This window comes from Oceanobacillus saliphilus (assembly GCF_023522835.1).
Taxonomy (GTDB): domain Bacteria; phylum Bacillota; class Bacilli; order Bacillales; family Amphibacillaceae; genus Oceanobacillus; species Oceanobacillus saliphilus.
Map to the genome: position 1 here is coordinate 202,833 of NZ_JALCZU010000002.1, position 24,525 is coordinate 227,357.

The following is a 24,525-nucleotide window of genomic DNA, read 5'->3' on the forward strand; positions in this document are numbered from 1 at the left end:
TACCTCCTAGGATTTTATTAATTCTTTCGTCTCCTCCAGCCTTACAGATACGAGTCTGGATACTCCCGATTCCTGCATGGTTACGCCATATAGAACATCAGCTTCTTCCATCGTTCCTTTTCTGTGTGTAATCACGATGAATTGCGTGTTGTCACTGTATAATTTAACATATTTTGCAAACCTGGCAACATTTGCTTCATCTAGTGCTGCTTCCACCTCATCCAATATACAGAAAGGTACGGGACGCACTCTTAATATTGCAAAAAGCAACGCTATGGCAGTCAAGGCTCGTTCTCCACCCGATAGCAAGCCTAAATGCTGCAGCTTCTTTCCAGGAGGCTGCGCAATTATATCAACACCAGTATCCAATAGGTTTTTAGGGTCGGTTAACTTAAGCTCTGCATGACCACCACCAAATAATTGTTTGAATACGACAGCAAACTCATCTTTTATTTTAGTGAATATCGCACCAAAGCGATTTTCCATCTCTACATCCATTTCAGCGATGGCCTGATAAAGTACCGCTTTGGCTTCTACTAAATCATCCCTTTGTTCTGTCAGGAATGAATAACGTTCCGATACCCTTTCATATTCTTCTATGGCTCCAAGATTGACATTTCCCAGGCGTTCAATAGTAAGCTTCAAATTACTAACGATTGCCTTTGCTTCCTCGATATTTTCCACTTTTTCATACAGTTGTTGCGCCTTCTCGTACGTCATTGTGTACTCTGTCTGTATATGGTTTAGACGATTTTCAAGATCTACATCGAGACGATTAACTCTTACTTCCTTTTGCTGAATAGCTTCGAGAAATTGCTGATGATTCTCCTTTTCTTCTTTCAGCTTCTTTTCCATATTCTGAACGAGCTCGTTTTGTTTTAATCTTTCATCCCGTTTTTGCTGGATTTTTTCAGCGGAAGATTCTTTCTCTCCTTTAGCAGCCAAAATCATTCGATCAATATCAGCTTCTGTCTCATCGGAATTCTCGAATTCTAGGAGATTGCTTATTTCTTTATCATACTTGTTGTATTGTTCCTGTAAACTGCTTAATTCCTGATCTTGAGATTTCGTCTTTTCACGTTGATTTTTTACTCTTTCTTCCTGCTCGGCAAGTGTAATCTGAAGCTTATGCAAGTCACTTTGCATGATTTCTTTATTTTCTTTATACTTTGCATCCTGATTTGAAAGCGAATCAATGTCTTTCTGAATGGCTTCAAGTTGTTGTTTTAGATTAGCTAATTCATCTGTCAAGATCGTTTCGCGATTAGTAAGTTCTTCACTGTCCTGCATAAATTGCTTTTTATCCATATCATAGATGGAAAGATTATCATTTATAGAGGATAACTTCATCTCCACTTGCTTATTTTCACTTCGTAGTTCTTGTAATTCATTCTGAAGCATCGTGATTTCACTTTCTTCAGTTAGTAGGTTGTTTTCCAATTCTTTTACATTGTTTTTACGTTTTTTGACCATCGATTCAAATTGGAGTGCCTTCTCCTGAAACTCTTTCAACCGATCTGTCATTTCCTGCAAATCTTTTTCCCGTGTAAAAAGTGACTGATTTGTTTTCTTTTGAGCTCCCCCGGACATAGATCCGCCTGGGTTTACAACATCACCTTCCAGTGTAACGACACGGAATCTCCGACTAACAAGTGCTGCTATTTCATTAGCATCTTTTAAAGACCTCGCAATAATCACATGACCCATTAGATGATTCACTGCTTTTTGGTAAGGTTTGCTGGTTTTCACAAGTTCAGAGGCTATCCCTATGTATCCTGAATGCATTGCAACATTGTGCAAAATGTCTTTTGAGATAAATCGTTCCTGTATAGATCCGAGCGGTAAAAATGTTGCCCGTCCATTATTTGTTTTCTTAAGCCATGCGATCGCATTTCTTGCTGAACGATCATCTTGAACGACAATATGCTGAGCTTGTCCACCGAGAACTGTTTCGATTGCTGTAATATAATCTGCCGGCACGTCAATCAATTCAATAACGGCACCATATATATTTTCAAGTCTTCTCTCTTCCCGTGCCTTTAAAATTGATTTTACGCCATGGAAAAATCCCTGAAAATCCTCTTTCATCTCTTCCAGCATTTCTTTCTTAGATTTCAGTTTCTCGATATATTGATAACCTTGATATAATTTTGCCTGGGAATCCTGAAAATGATTACGTTCAGACTGCAAATCCTTTTTTATTTTTTTTATCAGGTTTTCTTTAGCTGTAAACTGTTTTTGCTTTTCACTGGATGCTGTTTGCAATTGGTCCAGTTTTACCGATAATTGTTCCCTCAATGATATAAGATCCTGGAATTTTTCGACCTGTTTATCTTTCTTGCCATTTATTTGTAATAATTGTTGGGCAATGGATTGTTTTTCGTTACGCTTTGCAGCCTGCTGATTAAGTAATTCGATATAATCTGATTTCAATTCTTCAATCTGTTCCGATATACTCTCTTTACTCATTGTCAATTGGGAATGCAGCTTACTCGCCTTTTCCTTCGTTCTTTTTCTTTCTGCTTGCAGATCATCCAGTTTTTTCTTTCCCTCTACAAGTGCACATTGCATTTCACTGATTTTTTCAGCGGTCGCTTCTTGTTGCTGTTGGAGCTTTTCCTTATTTTCTCCAAAATGTCTGGAACGTTCATCTAGCAATTGTTTTTTTCCTTCATACTTTTCCAATTGCTCGGTTGCAGTCAAAAGGGTTGCCTGCAGTTCCTCCATATCATGATCAAGCTCTAATGCAGTTTTCTTATACTTATCTAATTCAGTCTCATTCTTTTGTATAGCAGCTTTCCCATTTGCTTCAGCAGCTTTATCTTTTTCCAGCTCACCTAGAAGCATCTGCCATTCGGTGTATAGCTCTTCGATTTCTGTAATCAGATAGGATATTTCCTGCTTTTTTAATGTATCCTTTAATTCCAAATACTTTTTGGCAGTTTCCGCTTGCTCCTGCAATGGATTGATCTGCTGTTCGATTTCGTGTACGATATCTTCAACCCTGTTCAGGTTTTCCTGTGTTTCCGCTAATTTATATTCAGACTTCTTTTTCCGTTGTTTATATTTTAAAACACCTGCAGCCTCTTCAAAGATGGTCCTTCGTTCTTCAGCTTTGGAACTGAGAATTTCTTCGACTTTTCCTTGGCTAATGATGGAGAATGCTTCCCGTCCCAGACCGGAATCCATGAAAAGATCAATAATATCTTTTAGACGGCAGGATTGTTTGTTGATATAAAATTCACTTTCACCAGAACGATATACACGGCGAGTGACACTGATTTCATCATAGTCAAGTGGTACCCGTTTATCCCCGTTATCCAGTACAAGTGTTACTTCAGCAACGTTTAAAGCTTTCCTCGTATCACTTCCTTGGAAAATAATGTCTTCCATTTTAGAGCCACGTAATGATTTAGCCGATTGTTCACCAAGTACCCAGCGTATTGCATCGGTTATATTGCTTTTACCGCTTCCGTTCGGACCAACAACCGCTGTTACTCCAGGTACAAATTCTACATTTATCCGCTCCGCAAATGATTTGAAGCCCACACTTTCCAATCGTTTTAAATACATATACATTCTCCTATTTTAAAAAGAAACCTTTCCTTATCATATGTTCCTTATCATTAATATCATAATATAATTTGGCTTTTTAACTTATTTATTTTATCATAAAGTGAGTCACAAAAGAAGAGCAGAACCTCTTCAAACATGAGTATTCCAATGTTCTGAAGATTAAGGGGGGAAATAGATGAATTTGGAAAATGCAAATGAGGAAAATATGAAAATAATACTTGATGAATTAGCACAGCGGTTGAATGTCGTTAATCGTTCCATCATGGATCCTGAAGACTACGATCTAAGTAAATATGATGATTTAAAATTCATGTATGACATGGTTGTGCAAAAAGGCCAGCTGAGTGCATCTGAAACACAAGCGTTCGTACAGGAGCTTGCAGCTATAAGAAAATAACATCGATTGCATAACAAAAGCGCAAGCGCCCGTTTAGGACGTACGGACTGCACCCCGAACTGTGGGGTGGTTCGACTTGTCGAACATTCCTACGTAGGAGATAAAGGAAACATGCCCCTTGCACTGTAGGGGTATGCCGGCGTTGGGCCTAGCCCGTTCTTAGTCGGCCTTCCTTAAGCACCAGAGCCGATGTTGACTTATCGTACGGAGGTGAGGGAAGTCTCGCTAGTCCCTGGGTGCTGGAGCTGGACGTGGCCGTTTAGGTGTTAGAATTAATTGCTGCCAAAAGAATTTAATACTTTCTTACTAACAAAGCAAAGGCTGTAACTCCCTATTGAGTACAGCCTTTTTGCTTACTGATTTAGTAAGCTATCCAATGCGTATTTGGCGGCACGTTGCTCTGCTTCTTTTTTGGTTCTCCCAGTACCTTCACCAGCAATACTGCCTTTAATAGCTGCCTGGGCAACGAATTCTCTATTATGAGAAGGACCTTTTTCTTCTACAATTCTATATTCGATGGAATCATTTTTCTGCTGCACCAGTTCCTGCAGCTGACTTTTATAATCCATCGCATGCGAAAAAGTACCAGTGTTTATTTTCGGAAATACATGCTCCTCAAGGAATTTCAATGCTGAATCAAAACCTTGATCCAAATATAGAGCTCCAAGAAAAGCCTCAAACACATCTGCCAAAATTGCGGGTCTTTGCCTGCCACCAGTTTGCTCTTCACCTTTTCCTAGCAAAAGACATTCTCCAAAATTCAGCTCCATGGCAAAGTTCATCAGAGAAGGCTCGCATACGATAGCTGCACGCAATTTTGTCATCTCGCCTTCAGGCATATTTTCATTTTTAAGGAACAGATACTGTGATACACCTAATTCCAGCACTGCATCACCGAGAAATTCAAGACGTTCATTATCCGAAAGTACAGTATTCCGATGCTCATTCACATACGATGAATGTGTAAATGCCTGCTTTATCAAATCTGGATTGTTAAAGTTGATATTTAATTGTTTCTGTAATCGGTCCAAATCCATAGTTGTCACCTCCTCTTCCATATATAGCGAAAGCCTCGCATTTGCGAGACTTTCTGTAAAGCGTATTTTCCACCAGATTAAGCTTTGCTGTTTATGTAATTCACAGCATCACCAACTGTATTTATTTTTTCAGCATCTTCGTCTGCGATTTCGGTGTCAAATTCATCTTCCAATTCCATTACGAGTTCCACAACATCTAAAGAATCTGCTTCCAAGTCATCTTTAAAAGAGGCTTCCATGGTAATTTTTGATTCATCAACATCAAGACGATCTACGATAATAGCTTTTACACGATCAAATACGTCTGCCATCATACTTCACCTCCCTTCAAGTAGTATAAAAGATATTGATTCTGAATTCTAGTGTAGTCTGTTCGTCCCTCAACAGACAGTTCCGCTTCTTTAATTTTACATCACCATTCCGCCATCGATATGGATCGTTTGGCCGGTAATGTAGTTGGCGTCATCTGTTGCGAGGAAGCGGACTACTTTTGCTACGTCTTCTGGTGTACCTAGTTTTGCCAATGGAATCAGGCCTATCATGCCTTCCTTTTGTTCATCGGTCAGTTCATCAGTCATATCAGTAGAGATAAATCCTGGAGCTACCGCGTTTACCAGGATATTCCGAGATGCAAGCTCTTTAGCAGTAGTTTTTGTCAGACCAATAACACCTGCTTTGGCCGCCACATAGTTTGCCTGTCCCGGATTGCCGCTGACTCCGACAATAGATGCAACATTTATAATTCTTCCGGACTTTTGCTTCATCATCTGTCTTGTGACAGCTTTTGTACAAACAAAGACGCCTTTCAGATTCGTATTAATAACCTGATCAAATTCTTCTACTTTCATACGCATGAGTAGGTTATCTCTTGTCACACCAGCATTATTCACTAAAATATCCAGACTTCCAAATTCAGTAATTACTTGCTTTACCATCTCTTTTACATTTGCTTCATCGGCCACATCAGCTTGAACCTTAAATGACTTCACACCAAGTCCTTGGATTTCTTCAACGACTGCCTGTGCCTTCGCTTCACTTCCGGCATAGTTAACAGCTACGTTTGCTCCTTGTTTTGCAAGTTCCAAAGCGATTGCTCTTCCGATTCCCCGTGAAGCACCGGTTACAAGTGCATTTTTTCCTTTCAGCATTATGAATCCTCCCTATACCATGTAATAAATTCATTCATTGACTTCATATCCTGCACGGCAAAAGTAGGGACTTTTTTGTTGATTTTTCGAAGCAAGCCAGAAAGCACTTTTCCATTTCCTACTTCTACAAATGCATCAACACCCGCTTCAATCATATGATTGATCGACTCTTCAAATCGTACCGGAGAGTAAAGCTGTTTAAGAAGCAACTCCTGTATTTCCTCGCCTGATGTGACAGCTTCCGCTGATACATTAGCAAACACCGGAATGGTTGCGTCTTTTATAGGTGTTTGATCCAAATAGCGCCCAAACTCCTCATTGGCAGGCTTCATCAATCTTGAATGGAAAGGTCCGCTTACATTCAAGGGAAGCACGCGTTTTGCTCCTTTTTCCTTCAATAAACCGGAAGCTGCATCGATTCCTTCTTTGGAACCGGATATAACTAGCTGGCCTGGACAGTTTAAATTGGCAAGGTCCACCACTTCATCCGTAATCTTCTTCAACGTATCTGAAACTTCTTGTTCACTCAAGCCAAGAACAGCGGCCATCGTACCCTGACCTTTCGGAAACGCTTCTTCCATCAACTTACCGCGGATAGCAACAAGCGGAAGTGCGTCTTCCAAGGTGAGGGCATCGGCAGCAACCAGTGCACTATATTCACCAAGACTGTGACCGACTGTCATAACAGCTTCTACTTTTTCCTGTTGTAATAATCTATGTATAGCGATGCTTGTCAATAGAAGTGCCGGTTGGGCATTTTCAGTCTCTGTTAGTACTTCTGCAGGGCCATCAAACATAATTCCCTTTATATCTTTATCTAATACATCATTCGCCTTTTGGAAAAGTTCCTGTACCAATGGGAATTCATCATGAAATTCCTTGCCCATCCCAACGGCCTGTGAACCTTGTCCAGGAAACATAAATGCCACCCGTTTCATACAATCACTCCTTACCTAATTCAATTGATTCTACTGTTGTTTTAATCGTGTCCGTCACATGATGCTTCACCATATGATCAGCCTGCTTTATTGCACTTAAAATTGCCCTTCTGTTCGATGATCCATGTGCTTTGATGACTGGAGCAGCAAGTCCAAAAAGACCGGCACCTCCATATTCAGAGTAATCCAGCTTATTTTTGAGCCCTCTCAGATCATTTTTAACAAGACCTGCTGCGATTTTTGTTTTTGTGGATGACATGAAAGTATCTTTTAACAATGTGAAAATAGTTTGTGCTGTACCTTCAATGGTCTTTAAAGCAATATTTCCACTGAATCCATCCGTAACGACCACATCGGCAGCACGATTCAGAATATCTCTTGCTTCCACGTTTCCGATAAAGTTTATTGGGGCGTCTTTCAATTGTTCAAACGCTTTTTTTGTCAGTTCATTTCCTTTTCCTTCTTCTGTTCCGACATTAAGCAATCCAACAGTTGGGTTTGAAATCTTGCGCACTTTTTCGGAATAGATGGACCCCATAATCGCATATTGTACAAGGTGACTCGCCTTGGCATCCACATTTGCACCTACATCCAGCATCAAAAAACCTTTGCCGTCAATGGTTGGAAGTGTAGGACTTAATGCCGGCCGGTCGATTCCTGGAATTCTTCCGATTACAAACAATCCGGCACTCATTAATGCCCCGGTATTCCCAGCTGATATACAGGCATCTGCCTCGCCTTCTTTAACAGCTTTAGCCATTCGTACAAGTGAGGAATTTTTCTTCCTGCGCACCGCACGAACTGGTTCATCATCACTAGTGATAACCTCATCCGTATGTATAATTTCTATATTTTTGGTATCCGTTAGAAGCGGTTTAATCTGATTTTCATCACCAAAAAGAGTGATTGTCAGATTATCGATTTCTGACACTGCGTCCATTGCGCCTAGAACAATTTCCTTTGGAGCATGGTCGCCTCCCATAGCATCAATTGCTAATCTCATTTTCATTCTCCCCTTTATTCTCACTTGATTGATACATAAAAAAGAGACCGGTAAAAACTTTCTCATTATCTACAAAACTATCCACATTTACAACCGTACGTCCTTTTTCATCTTTACCTTCAATAATCGCCTTTGCTATCACACGTTCCCCTTCAATAACCTGACGGGTAAACTTAACTTCTGATTTTGCAGTTAGAGCCAGTTCATCATTTATTACTGCCACAGCCAGTGAATTGGCCTGAGCAAACAAATGATGTCCCCTAGCTATTTTGTTTCTCGAAAAAACAAGATCTGTTGTGATATCCAGTATAGATATCGCACGCTTGTCCAATTCCAAATCTATTATTTCACCGATTACTTCATCGAGTGGTAATGCTTTTACGGTTTCATTCCATTGATTAGTCGCAACATATTTGATGCGTTCCCTCAATTCGGGTATGGCGAGTTCCATTCGATCAAGTCGTATCGTCTGAATACTAACGTTAAATACTTTGGCAAGCTGTTCATCCGTTATGAATGGAGTCTGCTCAATCCGCTCTTTCAACTGTTGCTGACGCTCCGCTTTTGTTTTCCTCATCATGGCACCATCCACAATCTTTGTTATTTAAGACTTGGTACTAATAGTAATATATAATACCATCTATAATTATGCAAGTTAACAATCAATCCAGTTTATCTACAAAGGAAAATTCCTGCTCCAAATACTTCCTTAATGAATCGTAATTCTTGTCATTTTCTAACAAGTTCATTTCTATGATTTCCTGGGCATCATTTCTTGCCGTTTCCAATGCTCGGTAATCATGTATCATATCAGCCACCTTAAATTCTGGTATCCCACTCTGTTTTTTCCCAAAGAAATCACCTGGTCCCCGCAATTTAAGATCCTGTTCTGACAATTCAAAACCATTAGCTGTTTCAGTCATAATCCGCATTCGTTCTTTTCCCACTTCGCCTTTTGGTTCTGCAATAAGAATACAGTAGCTTTGCTTGTCTCCTCTGCCAACCCTTCCTCTCAACTGATGAAGCTGTGATAATCCAAATCTTTCCGCGTCATAGATAACCATAATTGTTGCGTTTGGTACATTTACACCAACCTCCACAACAGTGGTCGAAACAAGAACTTGAATATCGTTGGCTGCAAATTGTTTCATTATCCCATCCTTTTCGGCAGCAGGCAGCCTGCCATGCATTAAACCGACGTTAACTTCCGGAGGGTAATATTCCTGTAGCTGATGAAAAAGATCAACTGCATTTTGAATATCCAGTTTGTCCGATTCCTCAATTAAAGGACTGATGACATACGCCTGTTCACCTTCTGCAACCCGCTTAGCTATAAAATCTAGTATTCTTTCAAACGTGTTTTCCTTTGTCCAAATCGTTTCAATTTCTTTTCTGCCAACTGGCATTTCGTCGATGACGGATACATCCATATCACCAAAAGCAGTAATTGCGAGCGTCCTCGGTATAGGTGTTGCTGTCATAAACAATACATCGGGATTCAGCCCTTTATCTCGAAGGGTTCTTCTCTGTTCTACACCAAACCGGTGCTGCTCATCAACAATCACAAAGCCCAAATCATTGAATATGACCTCATCCTGAATCAGTGCGTGTGTTCCAACTATAATATCTGCATCACCATTTTGAATGGTCGAAAGTATTTCCTTTCTTCTTTTTCCTTTTACAGAACCAGTTAGCAGGACAATTGTTGCCAGGTCTCCAAATAGTTCTGTTAAAGACTGATAATGCTGTTCAGCGAGGATTTCAGTTGGAACCATTAATGCCCCCTGCTTTCCGGCTGTAATGGAAGCATATAGACTTATTGCAGCCACCGCTGTTTTCCCTGACCCAACATCACCTTGCAGCAGTCGATTCATACGATAAGGGGATTTTAAATCGGCCAGTATTTGATTGAGTGATTTTTGCTGTGCAGTTGTAAGTGAAAAAGGAAATGCCTCTATGAACTCCTGTACTTTCACAGCTTCGTAATGCTGGGTATTGCCTTGTGTTGATTCACGTTTTAGCTTACGCAGCAATTGCATTTTCAGTTGAAAAAGCAAGAACTCTTCATATGTAAATCTGCGCCGTGCATGTTTTAGTACGCTTCTGTTCTGTGGAAAATGCATGGAAAACACTGCATCTTTGCGTCCTGGTATTTTATAGGATTTAAGATAATGAATGGGCAATAGTTCATGAATGTCATCTCCATGTTCGCTCCATGCTGTCTTGATTATTTTTTTTAGTTTTATGTTTGTAAAATCTCCTTTTAACGAATAGACCGGATTGATATTAGCTTGGTCTTCAGCAGGGCCCAATTTATAATTACTAACCGTAATCTGCAGCCTATGGGCATCCCATTTACCTGTTAGCGTAATCATGTTATCGGGAATAATTTGCTTTTTGGCAAATGCCCGGTTGAACATTACTGCCTTTACCGCTATGCCTTCCACTTCTAACGTAAAGGATAGCCTTGATTTATTTCTGCCATAAAAAGTAAGGGAAGGTTCATGAACCACCCTTCCCTCAATAGTAACTTTATCATCATGTATCAGTTCACTAAGTGGCTTTATTTCATATACATCATATCGATATGGGAAGTAGTATAGAAGATCTGCAATCGTGTGAATATTCATCGATGCCAGATCTTCAGCAGCCTTTTGTCCCACTCCTTTTAACTTTGTTACGGGCTCGCTAAGCACAGCAAATCACTCTCTCTACATAGTCATTCCAAAAATTTTTTCTTTTAGCAATCTGCCGGTTGGGGTATCTGCCAATCCACCTTCTCCAGTTTCACGTAAGCTGGAAGGCATTTGTTTACCAATACGGTACATTGCACCAATTACTTCATCACATGGTATTTTGCTTGTGACCCCTGCCAGGGCAAGGTCAGCAGATACAATTGCCAAAGACGAGCCACCTGCATTCCTTTTAACACATGGTACTTCAACAAGACCAGCAACTGGATCACAAACAAGTCCCAGCATATTTTTCAACGTAATGGCAAATGCCTCGGCTGATTGCTGAGGTGTACCACCAGCCATTTCGACAATTGCTGCTGAAGCCATGGCACCGGCAGATCCAACTTCAGCCTGACACCCTCCGGCAGCACCTGAAATAAATGCATTATTGGCTACTACAAAACCAAAGGCCCCTGCCGTGAACAGGTAACGTATCATTTGTTCACGTGTAGGATGAAGCTGTTCTTTAACGGCAAACAACGTACCTGGTACACAACCTGCACTCCCAGCAGTTGGGGTAGCACAAATAATGCCCATCGCTGCATTTACTTCATTTGTCCCCATTGCTTTACTTACCGCATCCATCATAAGATGGCCCGATAACGGTGTTTTTTCTTTCATATATTTTTGTATGCGAACTGCATCACCGCCAGTAAGGCCTGTAACCGATTCGACACCTTGCATTGCATCATCGATGGCTCTTTCCATTACTTGCAGGTTTTTTTCCATTTCTGCAAATACTTCTTTACGCGTTTTCTCTTTAACGTCCATTTCCTGGCGTATCATCACTTCAGAAATTAAAATGTTTTCCTTTTGAGCTATCTCAACCAATTCGGCAACTGTTCTGAACATCATAAAACTCCTCTCCGGTATCAGCTGACAATTTTACTAATTTGAATAATATGGTCAGCTTCTTCCAGTTCCTTTAAAATGGTATCTTCCACATTCTGATCCACTTCAATGACCATTAATGCTTCCTTACCAACATCTCTTCTGTTGACCTCCATATGACCGATATTGATTTCATGCTTGGCAAGAATACGAGTAACAGAAGCGATTGCTCCAAACCGATCTGTATGCATAATCAGAATAGCAGGGTGGTTACCGGAAAGTCGAAGTTCGAAACCATTGAGTTCTGTAATTTCGACCTTTCCTCCACCTATTGAAATCCCAACAAGCTCCAGCTGATCTGTTTCATCACCAATAACAAGACGGGCTGTATTTGGGTGATCTACGGAGGCGCTGTCTTCAAAAAATTCGATTTCAAGTCCATTGGCTTTGGCAATATCCAATGCCTTGCTCATCCGTGGATCGTCTGTTTCAAAACCTAATAATCCTCCTGCCAATGCAAAATCTGTTCCATGTCCTTTATATGTTTTGGCAAAGGATTCATATAAATGGATTTTTGCCCATTTTGGTTGTTTTCCAAATAAATTTCGTGCTGCCTTTCCTATCCGTGCTGCTCCTGCCGTATGTGAGCTTGATGGCCCGACCATGACCGGACCAATAATATCAAAGACTGAATTATATTTCATGCGACTCACCGCCTTTTCATTTCGAATAAATCTTACTCTATTGTAAAGTATAACAAAAAAGACTATAATAATCATTTGTGGATTATAGAATTAGCATTTGTTTATAAATCTGTCCTATCTTTTTAATAAATAGTACATGATTGATAGCTGAAAATATATAACAGCTTTTTCTATATTCGGGTGGGAGAGGGATGTAAGAACAGATGAGGAATTCAGATGAAACAACCTGGCGATAAACAAAGAGTCCCTTTAGGAAATGAGATAATTGCTGGAGTAATAGGCTATTTCACAACAGTATATATTGTTATCGTCAATGGATCGATACTAAGTGATGCGGGTATTTCCCTTGAAGCTGGCATGATTGCTACGATAATGGCTACTTTCGTAGGTACAATGATGATGGGATTATACGGTAAGCTACCCTTAATACTAATACCAGGAATGGGAATCAACGCTCTATTTGCCTATTCCATCGTTGGCAACAACGGATTTACGTTTCAGGAAGGCTTAGCTGTCGTTCTCGTTGCTGGACTTATTTTCATCCTTACAGCATTCAGCAAACTTGGTGTAATCTTAAAAGATTCCATACCAGAATCTTTGAAACACGGAATTACCGTTGGACTCGGTTTTTTCCTGATACTGATTGGCTTAGAAAATAGCGGTCTTATAACGAGTGGGGAAAGTACCATCATTGAGATTGGTGATTTTACATCAACCACTGTCATTGTTAGTCTTCTCACTTTATTTTTTGCCATCTATGTATTCGTTAAGAATGTGCCTGCGAACTTTTTAATTACAATGGTCGTTGGAACATTACTTGCAATGCTTTTCGGTCTTCCAAAAGCTGAAATGACTACAGTCAGTATAAATTTCAGCGAACTTCTCTTTATGCCGTCTTTTTCCGCAGCAGGGGAATTTTCCTTCTGGGTCGCAGTATTTCCATTAGCATTAATTCTCATTTTTGAGAACATGGGTATTTTGACTGGACAACTACAAATGCTGGACAGGGATAAAAGCTATAACAAAGCATATCGAATTACGGCTATTTCTGCTACCGCTTCCGCATTTTTTGGTACTTCACCAACTGTTTCCGGAGCGGAAAATGCTGCGGTCATTGCTTCAGGTGGAAAGACAGGAAGAGCTGCCATTACGGCTGGTCTATTGTTTTTGGCTACGATCGTTATTATTCCTTGGATATCAATCGTTCCAAATTCAGCAATAAGCCCTATATTAATTATCGTTGGCTTTTTGATGGCGCAAAATATACGTCACTTACCGTTAAGCAATTTGTCGGAGAGTATTCCAGCTCTCCTGATTGTTGTGATGATTCCATTCACATACAGTATAGGTGATGGCATGGCTTTCGGTTTCATTGCTTACCCGCTGGTTAAAGCAGCTTTAGGTAAACAAAGGGACCTCTCCAAACCACTAATAGCAATATCGGTCTTATTTTTACTCAGTTTTATTTTAAAGATTGCTGGACTGTAACGTTTGGAAAGTTTTATACTTTCCCTATCTGCTAAAAAGAAAAAGTGACTATGCAATTATTCGCATAGTCACTTATCTTATTCTACAGAGAAGATATAGGAATATATAGGCTGGTTGCCATTGTGAACTTCAATTTCAACGTCTTCATATGTTTCTTCAACGAATGAGACAAGTTTTTCAACCTCTTCATCATTCACATCATTGCCATATAAAATGGTCAGTATTTCATCATCATCTGTCATAATTTCCTTCAACAATAATTTTGTTGCTTCTGCTTTATCCTTATGGGTTGCAACGATTTTACCCTCATCAATCCCCATGAAGTTGCCTTTTTCAATTGTAATGCCATCAATTTGTGTATCTCTGACAGCATAAGTGATCTGCCCTGTTTTCACTTGCTTGCGGGCTTCATCCATCCTGTCTCTGTTTTCATCAATAGCAGATTCCGGATGATATGCAAGCATCGCGCTAATTCCTTGAGGTATTGTCTTGGTAGGGACTACTTTGACATTCTCCTCCGCAAGTTCTGCAGCCTGATCTGCAGCCATCAGAATATTTTTGTTGTTTGGCAAAATAAGTATGTTGTTCGCATGCGCTTTTTTGATGGCGTCTGTAATATCCTGTGTACTAGGATTCATTGTTTGTCCGCCTTCTATGACCACTGATGCCCCGAGGCTCTCAAACAATGATTTAAGACCGCTTCCCATTGCAACTGTTACAATGGCATATTCGGTTCTGTCTTTAGGAGTTGACTTCTTTTGATGATCTCCAACAAGTGCCGTATGTTGTTCACGCATGTTTTCAATTTTCATGTTGATCAAACTTCCGAATCGCTGTCCTAGTGTAAGACATGTTCCTGGAGTTTCAGAATGGACATGGACTTTCACAATGTCTTCATCAGATACAACAAGTAAAGAATCGCCAAGTTCACTCAGTTCATTACGAAAATCTTCTTCACTGAATGGATTCTTTGCCAATTTTTCATCTTCAAACTTTACCATGAACTCTGTACAATATCCAAAGACAATATCAGAAGTGTCCATGAAATCCTGTGTTACTTTATGATGTTCGGCATTAACCATTTCTTCCATTCTTACATCAGTTGCATCCTCTGGAAGCTCCTCACCTTTTAGAGCAGCCAAGAACCCTTCATAGATTGTTACAAGGCCTTGTCCACCTGAATCAACTACGCCAACTTCTTTTAATACAGGCAGCAGATCTGGAGTTCTTCGGAGTGAAGCTTTTGCTTCAACCAATACCTTTTCCATGAAGGCGATAACATCTTTTTCATTTTTAGACTCACTTACTGCTTTTTTTGCTGAATCTTTTGCTACAGTCAAAATGGTACCTTCAACAGGCTTCATAACAGCCTTATAGGCAGTAATCACTCCAGCATCAAAGGCCTGGGCAAAATCAGTTACTGTCAGCTCTTGTTTCTTTTCCATACCTCTTGCAAAGCCCCGGAATATTTGCGACAGTATGACACCTGAGTTTCCTCTGGCACCCATTAATAAACCTTTTGCAAAAGCATTTGCGACTTCAGAAACATTATTGCTAGTCAGCTTTCTTACTTCATTCGCTCCTGATGTCATCGATAAATTCATATTTGTGCCGGTATCACCATCTGGTACCGGAAAGACATTTAGTGCATCAATTTTTTTAGCATTGTTTGTTAAATGATGTGCTCCGGAAAGAATCATTTGTGTTAACATTGCTCCATCTAACTTTACAACCGTCACTGTATTTCCTCCTCCAAACTGAAGCAAAATTAATCTTTTGCTACACGGACTCCTTGAATATATATATTTACTGAGTCAATTGATAATCCTAATGATTGACTTAACGTATACTTTACCTGTGATTGTACATTGTTTGCCACTTCAGATATCTTTGTACCATAGCTGACGATTATATACATATCAATATGCAGTTTCTCCTCTTCCTGACGAACTACAATCCCTCGGGAGTAATTCTCTTTTCTCAGGATTTCGGCGATACCATCCTTGATTTGACTTTTGGATGCCATCCCAACAATACCATAACACTCTACTGCCGTTCCACCTGCAATGGTAGCAATAACTTCATTTGTAATTGTTACTTGACCATCATTTGTATTAAGTTCAATGGACATCATAATCCTCCTTAATTCCTGTCAAAAGTTCCTCTTAAACTCGGAAACATAATATAAGCAAATTATACTATAGCCTGATTATATTTAAAAGCAACTACTAATATTTAGTGATAAAGGGAAACAAAAAATTCCACTTATTACAATGGACGATACTGGTTCATCTGTCAAGTACTTATTCTTTATCAAGCTGTATACAGACTGCTAAAATAACGATATCAGGAAAAACATTCATTGCATTCTAAGCTTAGTTATGATAAATTATATAAGTAATAATGACACATGATAGAGTAAGGAGGGATTAACATGGCTAGAAAATGTGTTGTAACTGGACGTCAAACTCGCAGTGGAAACCAACGCTCTCACGCTATGAATTCCAACAAGCGTAATTGGAAAGCTAATGTGCAAAAAGTACGTATTATGGTAGACGGCAAACCTAAAAAAGTTTATGTCTCTGCACGTGCCCTTAAATCAGGTAAAGTAGAGCGCGTTTAATATAACGTAAATAACATTAGTTGTTGAGCCAAAAAACACCCGATGCATGCATCAGGTGTTTTTTTATATTTCCTTAATATATACTTAACGCAACTTTCGTCCCAATAAAATAAGTTCAAATATTTAACTGAGTTAAACTTAGAAAGCCACTAATAATCACCTTGCTGACGTGAAAAAGGTAAGACTGTTTTCGTAATTTATGTTACTTTATAAGCCTCAACATTTTAAGTAAACTCCGACGTAACTTCCCTGTTAATGGAACAAGTTACTTCGGCAACCGCAGCCCGTATACACTGCGCTTTTGTATTTCCCAGAGCGGTTGCCTGGGAAAATATTTTCCAATAAAAAGAAGCAGTTTATCTCTACTCCGATTGTTATAAACCAACAAAGATTACGAAAAGAGCTCATAAAAAAGAAAGCTTCTGTCAACCTGTGACAAAAGCGTGGCAATAATTATTTATCTTTTTTGAACATCCCAATTACAACCCTAACAAATCCACCAACAAACCTTGGAAGTTTAATAGTATAAAATTTCATAAGCAGGGACCCCTCCTGTTCTACAATTCAAACTATGCTTGAATCGTATCACAACTCTTTACTAGTAATAGTATGCCTTTTTCAAAAGAAAAAGTACCTTTTTTTGAAAGAAGCTTGTTCGAGATGCAACGTGTAGACCCCCAAGAGACGTTTGCATTTTCCAAAGGATAGTAAAACCCTTTAAGGTTAATACCTTCCACCACTTTTGTGAATGGAATAAAAGAAATGTATGGATAGGCTTCATTTTTTAAAATTGTATGGGTGCCAGGGAATGCCATTTCGATTGAGTTGGATTTATCAACAACATAACCATTGATTCCTTTATTTCTGATTAAGTACAGTAACTGGATATTGATAAGTTCATGGTCAATCCTACCCCCAGTGACTCCAAACAGATAAATATTCTCAGGTTCCAGCTCAAAAGCCTTGTTTAAAGCAATTTCTATATCTGTCTCATCTTTTTCGGAGGGATATTCCTCCATATATTTTGTGTTTTGCTCCATTAATAATTTTTCATTGTCAGTTATGGAGTCAAAATCACCTACTGCATATTCAACCGGGATATCTTTCTCAGTCAGTGTATATGCACCGCGATCTGCTCCAATCCATATATCTATTTTTCCCTTAAATAGAAGGAGATCCGGAAGCAAATTGGCCGGTCCATTACCTACAATTCCTACTGATTTCATTCATACTATCCTTTCGTTGATGTAAGAATATCTTTAATCGCCTGATGTCGATCAGATTGATTAAAAACAGCACTACCGGCTACAAGCACGTCTGCTCCAGCATCTGTGCATAGTTTTGCCGTATCGGTATTGACCCCTCCATCTACTTCTATTTCGAATGAAAGGTTCAATTCCTTTCTCCAAGTATCAACCTGGCTAATTTTTTCTAGCGTTTCTTGGATAAATGTTTGTCCCCCAAAACCTGGATTCACAGTCATAATTAAGACGAGATCGACTTCCCGAAGAATTGGCTTGATCATTTCTGCCGGTGTTGCCGGATTAATGACAACTCCTGCTTTTGAGCCATTAGCTTTAATCAGTTGAATGGTGCGATGCAAATGTGTGCAGGCTTCCTGATGTACCGTAATGATGGAAGCACCAGCTTTTGCGAATTCAGGGATAAAAGGATCGGGATTTTCAATCATTAAGTGTACATCCAATGGTAATGAAGTGACCGGTTTGATTGCTTCTACAATCAACGGTCCAATTGTAATATTTGGAACAAAATGTCCATCCATTACATCAACATGGATATAATCCGCACCACCTGCTTCTACATCCTTTATCTCCTCACCCAATTTTGAAAAATCTGCTGATAATATTGATGGGGCAATCTTTGTCATATGTTAATACCTCGGCTTTCTATCTTGGATTTCTTCCAGGAAGCTCAAATAATGTTCATATCGGAACCTCGGAATTTCTTCGTTTTCTACTGCTTCCTTAACTGCACATTTCGGTTCTTTATGATGCATGCAGCCCCGGAATTTACAATTCTCCTTTATTGCTCTCATTTCAGGAAAACAATCTGTCAGCTCTTCTGCTTCTATTTCACTAAATTCGAGGATACTGAAACCAGGCGTATCTGCTACCAGTCCTCCATTAATCTCCATAAGCTCCACATGCCTTGTTGTATGTTTTCCTCTTCCAAGGCTTTTTGAAATTTCGGCTGTCTTTAAAAGAAGAGAAGGTTTCAAAACATTTAAAAGGGAAGATTTCCCCACCCCGGATTGACCTGCAAAAACAGACACTTTACCCGCAAAGTAATGCTCCAGTTCTGGTATATTATCGGGTTGTTTTGAGGATAATAATTCAACCGAATACCCAATTTTTTCAAATAGCTGCCTATAGTTCTCCATTTCCTCTCGTTTTTCATCTGAAATTAAATCAATCTTCGTAATAAATATTAATGGTTCAATATCTTTTGATTCAATCAACACTAGAAACCGATTGAGCAATAAAGTACTGAAATCGGGAGACACTGCTGAGCTGACTATAATGGCTTGATTGATATTTGCTATTGGCGGCCGGACTAGTTCATTTGTTCTTTTTTCAATTTCCATGATATATCCTTCACCAGGATTGCTTTCTTCAAATTGAACAAAATCACCTACAAGCGGAGTAATCTTTCTGTTACGAAAAACTCCTCTTCCTTTACAGGAATAGATCTTGTCACCCGATTGTACATAATAAAATCCGCTTAAAGCTTTTACAATTCTGCCTTCTGCCATTTAGTCAACCTCTTCCCCTTCATAGGATACTGTTTTATTTCTGACGACTTCATCGTCTCTCATGATTATATATTCCGCTGTACTGTCAGGAGCAATTGTCAATGTGAAAGTAATATCAGTGTCTTCCGTAATGATTTGCTCGTCATATAGATTTGATATATCGTTCTCTGCATCATCAATGTATACACGTATAATTTGCTCAACAGGTTCCTCTTGTTCCACCTGTTCCCCCTCTTCTTCATTTCCTTCATCAGGAGCAGTTTCAGGGTTGTATGTCACCGAGTAAGTGATTGTATGCGAACGGGGTGGCCTTTCTTCGGGACCAATCGATATATATACATCAACAGTCGAGCCTTCTCCCAGTTCCGTACCTGTTGCTGGATCCTGCCTTACCACATATCCTGCCGGAACATTTTCCGAGTTTACTTGATTAACTCTCATCGAAAGATTATTATTTTCCAGATAGGATCTCGCTTCCTGTTCAGTCATTCCCGTAAGATTGTTCAAGTTAACCAATTCTGGTCCCATACTGATTTCGAAAATAACCTTTTCTTCACTTGGCACCACTTCAGTGCCAGCAGCTGGCTGAATTTGTGTAATAATTTCTCCGACTGGTCTATTAGAATATTGTTCATAAGTCGTCACATCTGTAAACCCTGCTTCATCAAGAAGTCTGCTTACTTGTCCAATATCCCGTCCGACATAATCATTAAAAGCAACTCGCTCTTTACCTTGACTGACAAAAAGCGTAACAGTGGATCCCGCGCTAGCAGTTCTGCCAGCCCTTGGAGTCGATCGGACTACAAATCCTTCCTCTATATCTTCAGAGTAAGTATCCTCGCGCTCGACAACTAAATTACTTGCTTCTAGTATTTCCTTAGCCTCTTCATATTCCAGCTCTGTGACATCCTCTACGATAACATCTTGTGGCTGTATTAAACCAGGAATCAGAAAAAGTGCGGCTGCAGTGGCTACAAGTAAAATAAACAACGTAATGAACATTGCTATCCATTTTTTCTTGCCCTTCTTCTCTTTCACCGGTTTTGATTTCTTTTTCTGTTTTTGCTGCTTTTTTACAGGCATTGCTGACTTTTGGGAGGATTGTTTTACCTCTTTTTCCTCAGGGAAATTTTTGGTTCCTTCATTTACTTGATGGACCAATGTTGCCTGTTCCATATCTTCTTCCATTTGACGATCTGTAATGATTGGGATGGCCTTCGTTTCTTCACCCACTTCGATTGGTGGTGAAAAGGGGGCTTCATGTAGCTTATCTGGATCCAAAGCTGTTTCGATTGCCTCTTCCAATTCATAAATACTGTTGTACCGGTGGAATGGGTCCTTGGCTGTTGCCTTCAGCACTATATTTTCAACGCTCTGCGGTATGTCCTGATTAAATCTTCTAACAGACGGTGTATTGCTCTGCAAATGTTTTAGAGCAATGGAAACTGGAGACTGACCAGAGAATGGCAGACGTCCTGTAAGCAGCTCAAATAAAACAATACCCATTGAATAGATATCTGACTTTTTAGTAGCCATTCCACCTCTTGCCTGTTCAGGAGATAAGTAATGTACAGATCCGAGTATAGAATTTGTCTGGGTCAAAGAAGTCGCACTTAATGCAATAGCAATACCAAAATCCGTTACCTTTGCCTGCCCAAAACTGTTAACCAGAATATTCTGCGGCTTTATATCACGATGAACAATGTCATTTGCATGCGCATGAGCAATTGCTGAACTGATTTGTTTCATAAAGTCCAAAGCTTCCTGAACATCAATCGGTCCATAATGCTGTATGTATTCTTTTAAAGTCATACCGTCCACATATTCCATAACCATATAAAGTAATTGATCTTCTTCACCGACATCAAAGATATTTACAATATTGGGATGCGATAAACTCGTTGCGGATTGTGCTTCTCTATCAAAACGCGCAATGAATTCCTGGTCATTAATGTATTCCATCCGTAAAGCCTTTACTGCAACATCACGGTCCAGAATGATATCTCTGGCTAAAAATACATTGGCCATCCCACCCCCGCCAATTTTTGCTTTTATTTTATAGCGTTCATTCAAGAGGTGACCACTGTTCATGTATTTTCACCTGCTTCCGAAGAAGATTCATGCTGGATAAGAATCAGAGAAATATTATCTTCTCCTCCCCGTTCGTTGGCAAGGTCTATCATTTCTTGTCCTATTTGTGCCAAAGGATTAGGCTTCTGTGTAAATGCGGCCAGTTCTTCAACATTCAATTTATTGGATAATCCATCAGAACATAGTAACAGTCTGTTTTCCTTCTCCCATTCCACGGTCTTGATATCTTCCGAAATAGATTGTTCTGTACCCATCGCTTTCAGCAGAACATTCTTTCTTGGATGCTGTTCTGCATCGTCCTCCGTAATTTGTCCCGTTCGGACCAGCTCATTTACAAGTGAATGGTCCTCTGTAATTTGCTTCAAGCCGTTTTCTCCTGATATATAGCACCTGCTGTCACCAACATGTGCTACTGTCACAAATTCATCCGTGCATATTGCAATTACAACTGTTGTGCCCATACCCTTACATTCCTTATTTTTAAGAGAATGTTCGTAGATGGACTGATTGATCTCAGAAATAGAAGCTGATAACCATGATTCCAGAGATTCTGAAGTATTCAGTCCAGATTGTGGCTCCCATTTATCACGGATTAAATCTGTTGCAAGTTTACTTGCAACATCTCCAGCCTGATGACCACCCATCCCATCTGCAATAACAGCTATGAGCTGATTGTCTTTGTTATAAAATATCCCACCGGAATCTTCGTTATGGCTTCTAACTTGACCACGGTCAGTCAGAAAATGACCTTCCATGCTTTTCCCCCCCAGCTCTTTAGCAAGTTATCGTTTGTTTCATTAATTGTTTGCATACCATACTATACATAAAGTATTGCACAATTTTGCCAATAAAAGAACCAAATTATACATTTTTTTTGAGGCGTGTCAAAAAGAATCCATCTGTCTGATAATCCTGAGGGAATAATTGTAGTCCAATTTCTGTTATGCCAGATGATTTTATTAATTCCGTTGGCAGTTTTTCAAAAAACTCCATATCTACTTGAAAATCGTGATTTTTTTCCAGAAATTGCTTGACAACATTTTCATTCTCTTCGACATCTACTGTGCATGTGCTATAGATTAATAAACCATCTTTTTTTAGTAAAGGAGCGGTGCTCTCAAGAATGTCCAATTGAATTTTGGAAAGTCGCTTAATGTCATCTTCTTTTTTATGGTATTTGATCTCAGGCTTACCTCTTATTACCCCTAACCCTGAACACGGGGCATCAATCAATATTCGATCAAAGCTTTCATTTTCATGAATTTCATCAAGCTTTCTTGCGTCAAAAGCATTCGCGTTAATAATGGACAAATTTAACAATGCTGCTTTTTCATTAATCTGTTTCACTTTCTTGTCATGCAAGTCATAGGCGTGTATTTCACCTTTATCTTGCATCTTTTCAGCAATATGGGTCACTTTCCCTCCAGGTGCACTGCACCCATCCAAAATGTGCATACCAGGTCTTGCATCAAGCATTTCTCCAACAAGCATGGAACTTTGATCCTGAATGGTCACATAACCTTGTTTAAATAGCTCTGTATTCAGAATGTTGCCTTTGTCAATAATGATACCTTGTGCTGAAAATTTGGATTCTCTTACTTCAAACCCTTGTTTCTGCAATGCTTCCATTGCTTCTTGCCGTGTAATCTTCAGTGGTTGAATCCGGACAGAGCTACGTTTTTTTGTGGTATTTGCTTCACACATTGCCTTCGTCGTTTCATATCCGTAAATACCAATCCATCGTTCCACAAGCCATTCTGGATGACTTGTTACAACTGACAACCGTTTAACTGAATCTTCAATTGAATCTGTTTCAGTTACACCATTACGCTGAACATTCCGAAGAACACCATTGACGAGTGAAGCTACTCCTTTATGTCCACGCTGTTTCGCAATTTCGACCGCCTCATGAATGATTGCATGATCTGGTACTTTATCAAGATAAACCATTTGATATAGTGACATTCGTAAAAGCATTCTTACCCAAAGATCCATTTTTTTACTGTTTTTTACATAGCTATCCAAATAGAAGTCCAAAGTAATCTGTCTCTGGATTGTCCCGTAGACGATTTCAGTCAGAAGACCTTCATCTTTCTGAGGGATCCGTTTGGATTTTATTTCACTGTCGATCAATAAGTGACTGAATCCACTATCCTTCTCTATCCGGAGCAGCAAATCCAGAATTGTGTTTCGTAATTGATATTTCATATTATCCACCTAATATTATCCCAGTTTTTATACGATCCTGTGACGCCTGTAAATAATCTTTAACTGACATTCTCTTTTTACCTGCTGGCTGAATTTCTGTGACTTTTAACCCTTTTTGATCACCGCAGACTACAATGAAATTATTCGTATCCTTTGTTGCAATTTCGCCAGGTTCCATTCCATTATATGTCGTTTCAATGGGTTCTCCCCACCAGATTTTCATAACCTTTCCCTCATAAGTAGTAAAAGCTACCGGCCATGGATGCAATCCGCGAATATGATTGTATATTTCAGTGTGGCTTTTATTCCAATCTATTTTTTCCTGCTCCCTCTTGATATTGGAGGCAAATGTGGCTTCTGACTCATTTTGTTTCTTCGGGTGAAGTTCTTTTGCGAAGAGTTTAGGCAATGTCCCGGTTAACAGCTCTGCACCTGCTGCCGACAGTTTATCATGCATACTGCCTACATGATCTCCTTTTTCAATGGGCACGGAGCATTGCGTCAAAATATCTCCTGCATCTAGTTTTTCAACCATGTACATAATGGTAATTCCAGTTTCTTTTTTGCCCTGCATGATTGCATAATGAATCGGTGCTCCTCCACGTAATTCCGGAAGCAGTGATGCATGAACATTGATGCAACCAAATTCAGGCGCTTCTAGAATTTCGTTTGGAAGTAATTGCCCATAGGCAGCTGTAACGATCAAATCTGGTTCATATTTCAAAATTTCTTCATAATCAATCCTTAATTTCTCGGGTTGAAATACGGGTATATTGTTTCTTTCTGCCTCGACTTTAACGGGTGGAGGTGTGATGACACGTTTCCTCCCCTTGGGACGATCTGGTTGCGTTACAACAAGCACTATTTCATATTCAGATTCAACAAGTGTTCGTAATATAGGAACTGAAAAATCCGGTGTCCCCATAAATACTATTCGCTTCATCATAAAAACCTTCTTTCGCTACTGACGGAA

Annotated in this window: 23 protein-coding genes; 3 read left to right on the forward strand and 20 right to left on the reverse strand. The window is 39.5% G+C overall.

Translation table 11 applies throughout. From position 1 onward, the window contains the following. Positions 1-6 precede the first annotated feature (6 nt). Positions 7-3,573, reverse strand: a complete 3,567-nt coding sequence (smc, locus tag MN204_RS04090) for a chromosome segregation protein SMC (RefSeq protein WP_249869814.1) — start codon at positions 3,571-3,573, stop codon at positions 7-9. Between the two features lie 178 nt (positions 3,574-3,751). Here smc and MN204_RS04095 point away from each other — a divergent pair, with 178 nt between their 5' ends. Continuing rightward, a complete protein-coding gene (locus MN204_RS04095) occupies positions 3,752-3,973 on the forward strand; it encodes a DUF1128 domain-containing protein (RefSeq protein WP_249869815.1) in 222 nt (73 codons plus the stop codon). A gap of 353 nt (positions 3,974-4,326) precedes the next feature. Here MN204_RS04095 and rnc read toward each other — a convergent pair whose 3' ends face one another. From rnc to sdaAB, 9 genes are all read right to left on the reverse strand, one after another. After that, the gene (gene rnc / locus MN204_RS04100) at positions 4,327-5,010 is read right to left on the reverse strand and encodes a ribonuclease III (RefSeq protein WP_249869816.1); all 684 of its coding nucleotides are present in this window, start codon (positions 5,008-5,010) and stop codon (positions 4,327-4,329) included. A gap of 77 nt (positions 5,011-5,087) precedes the next feature. Beyond that, positions 5,088-5,321 carry an acyl carrier protein gene (gene acpP, locus MN204_RS04105; RefSeq protein WP_249870231.1) on the reverse strand — a complete coding sequence of 78 codons (234 nt, stop codon included), beginning with the start codon at positions 5,319-5,321 and terminating at the stop codon, positions 5,088-5,090. A 96-nt stretch (positions 5,322-5,417) separates the two neighbouring features. Next, positions 5,418-6,158 carry a 3-oxoacyl-[acyl-carrier-protein] reductase gene (fabG, locus tag MN204_RS04110; protein ID WP_249869817.1) on the reverse strand — a complete coding sequence of 247 codons (741 nt, stop codon included), beginning with the start codon at positions 6,156-6,158 and terminating at the stop codon, positions 5,418-5,420. Further along, positions 6,158-7,096 (reverse strand): ACP S-malonyltransferase, encoded by a 939-nt coding sequence (gene fabD, locus MN204_RS04115; RefSeq protein ID WP_249869818.1) that lies wholly within the window; start codon positions 7,094-7,096, stop codon positions 6,158-6,160. The genes fabG and fabD overlap by 1 nt, the downstream gene beginning before the upstream one ends. Before the next feature lie 4 nt (positions 7,097-7,100). Then, positions 7,101-8,099, reverse strand: coding sequence for a phosphate acyltransferase PlsX (gene plsX / locus MN204_RS04120; RefSeq protein WP_249869819.1), 999 nt, complete (start codon positions 8,097-8,099; stop codon positions 7,101-7,103). Beyond that, a complete protein-coding gene (fapR, locus tag MN204_RS04125; RefSeq protein ID WP_249869820.1) occupies positions 8,083-8,676 on the reverse strand; it encodes a transcription factor FapR in 594 nt (197 codons plus the stop codon). Before fapR ends, plsX begins: the two co-directional genes overlap by 17 nt. Before the next feature lie 85 nt (positions 8,677-8,761). Then, positions 8,762-10,795, reverse strand: coding sequence for an ATP-dependent DNA helicase RecG (gene recG, locus MN204_RS04130; RefSeq protein WP_249869821.1), 2,034 nt, complete (start codon positions 10,793-10,795; stop codon positions 8,762-8,764). Positions 10,796-10,810: 15 nt separating this feature from the next. Beyond that, entirely contained in the window at positions 10,811-11,686 is an 876-nt protein-coding gene (gene sdaAA / locus MN204_RS04135; protein ID WP_249870232.1) for an L-serine ammonia-lyase, iron-sulfur-dependent, subunit alpha, read from the reverse strand. A gap of 20 nt (positions 11,687-11,706) precedes the next feature. Further along, positions 11,707-12,369: an L-serine ammonia-lyase, iron-sulfur-dependent subunit beta gene (gene sdaAB / locus MN204_RS04140; protein ID WP_249869822.1), complete on the reverse strand. Its 663-nt coding sequence runs from the start codon at positions 12,367-12,369 to the stop codon at positions 11,707-11,709. Between the two features lie 216 nt (positions 12,370-12,585). Between sdaAB and MN204_RS04145 the strand changes: the two genes are divergently transcribed. Then, on the forward strand, positions 12,586-13,857 hold the full coding sequence (locus MN204_RS04145) for an NCS2 family permease (RefSeq protein ID WP_249869823.1): 1,272 nt from the start codon (positions 12,586-12,588) through the stop codon (positions 13,855-13,857). Between the two features lie 77 nt (positions 13,858-13,934). Here MN204_RS04145 and MN204_RS04150 read toward each other — a convergent pair whose 3' ends face one another. Together MN204_RS04150 and MN204_RS04155 are read right to left on the reverse strand one after the other, a co-directional pair. Further along, positions 13,935-15,596, reverse strand: coding sequence for a DAK2 domain-containing protein (locus MN204_RS04150; RefSeq protein WP_249869824.1), 1,662 nt, complete (start codon positions 15,594-15,596; stop codon positions 13,935-13,937). A gap of 29 nt (positions 15,597-15,625) precedes the next feature. Then, a complete protein-coding gene (locus tag MN204_RS04155; protein ID WP_249869825.1) occupies positions 15,626-15,988 on the reverse strand; it encodes an Asp23/Gls24 family envelope stress response protein in 363 nt (120 codons plus the stop codon). A 303-nt stretch (positions 15,989-16,291) separates the two neighbouring features. Here MN204_RS04155 and rpmB point away from each other — a divergent pair, with 303 nt between their 5' ends. Further along, positions 16,292-16,480 carry a 50S ribosomal protein L28 gene (gene rpmB, locus MN204_RS04160; RefSeq protein ID WP_010649390.1) on the forward strand — a complete coding sequence of 63 codons (189 nt, stop codon included), beginning with the start codon at positions 16,292-16,294 and terminating at the stop codon, positions 16,478-16,480. 453 nt (positions 16,481-16,933) lie between these two features. Here rpmB and spoVM read toward each other — a convergent pair whose 3' ends face one another. From spoVM to fmt, 8 genes are all read right to left on the reverse strand, one after another. Beyond that, positions 16,934-17,017, reverse strand: coding sequence for a stage V sporulation protein SpoVM (gene spoVM, locus MN204_RS04165; protein WP_249870233.1), 84 nt, complete (start codon positions 17,015-17,017; stop codon positions 16,934-16,936). A gap of 32 nt (positions 17,018-17,049) precedes the next feature. Continuing rightward, positions 17,050-17,706, reverse strand: coding sequence for a thiamine diphosphokinase (locus tag MN204_RS04170; RefSeq protein ID WP_249869826.1), 657 nt, complete (start codon positions 17,704-17,706; stop codon positions 17,050-17,052). A 5-nt stretch (positions 17,707-17,711) separates the two neighbouring features. Then, positions 17,712-18,368, reverse strand: a complete 657-nt coding sequence (rpe, locus tag MN204_RS04175; protein ID WP_249869827.1) for a ribulose-phosphate 3-epimerase — start codon at positions 18,366-18,368, stop codon at positions 17,712-17,714. Between the two features lie 3 nt (positions 18,369-18,371). Continuing rightward, positions 18,372-19,253, reverse strand: a complete 882-nt coding sequence (gene rsgA, locus MN204_RS04180) for a ribosome small subunit-dependent GTPase A (RefSeq protein WP_249869828.1) — start codon at positions 19,251-19,253, stop codon at positions 18,372-18,374. Then, positions 19,254-21,344 carry a Stk1 family PASTA domain-containing Ser/Thr kinase gene (pknB, locus tag MN204_RS04185; protein WP_249869829.1) on the reverse strand — a complete coding sequence of 697 codons (2,091 nt, stop codon included), beginning with the start codon at positions 21,342-21,344 and terminating at the stop codon, positions 19,254-19,256. Beyond that, the gene (locus MN204_RS04190; protein ID WP_249869830.1) at positions 21,341-22,099 is read right to left on the reverse strand and encodes a Stp1/IreP family PP2C-type Ser/Thr phosphatase; all 759 of its coding nucleotides are present in this window, start codon (positions 22,097-22,099) and stop codon (positions 21,341-21,343) included. Before MN204_RS04190 ends, pknB begins: the two co-directional genes overlap by 4 nt. 106 nt (positions 22,100-22,205) lie before the next feature. Then, the gene (gene rsmB / locus MN204_RS04195) at positions 22,206-23,552 is read right to left on the reverse strand and encodes a 16S rRNA (cytosine(967)-C(5))-methyltransferase RsmB (protein ID WP_249869831.1); all 1,347 of its coding nucleotides are present in this window, start codon (positions 23,550-23,552) and stop codon (positions 22,206-22,208) included. Between the two features lies 1 nt (position 23,553). Next, positions 23,554-24,495, reverse strand: a complete 942-nt coding sequence (fmt, locus tag MN204_RS04200) for a methionyl-tRNA formyltransferase (RefSeq protein WP_249869832.1) — start codon at positions 24,493-24,495, stop codon at positions 23,554-23,556. Positions 24,496-24,525: the final 30 nt, after the last annotated feature.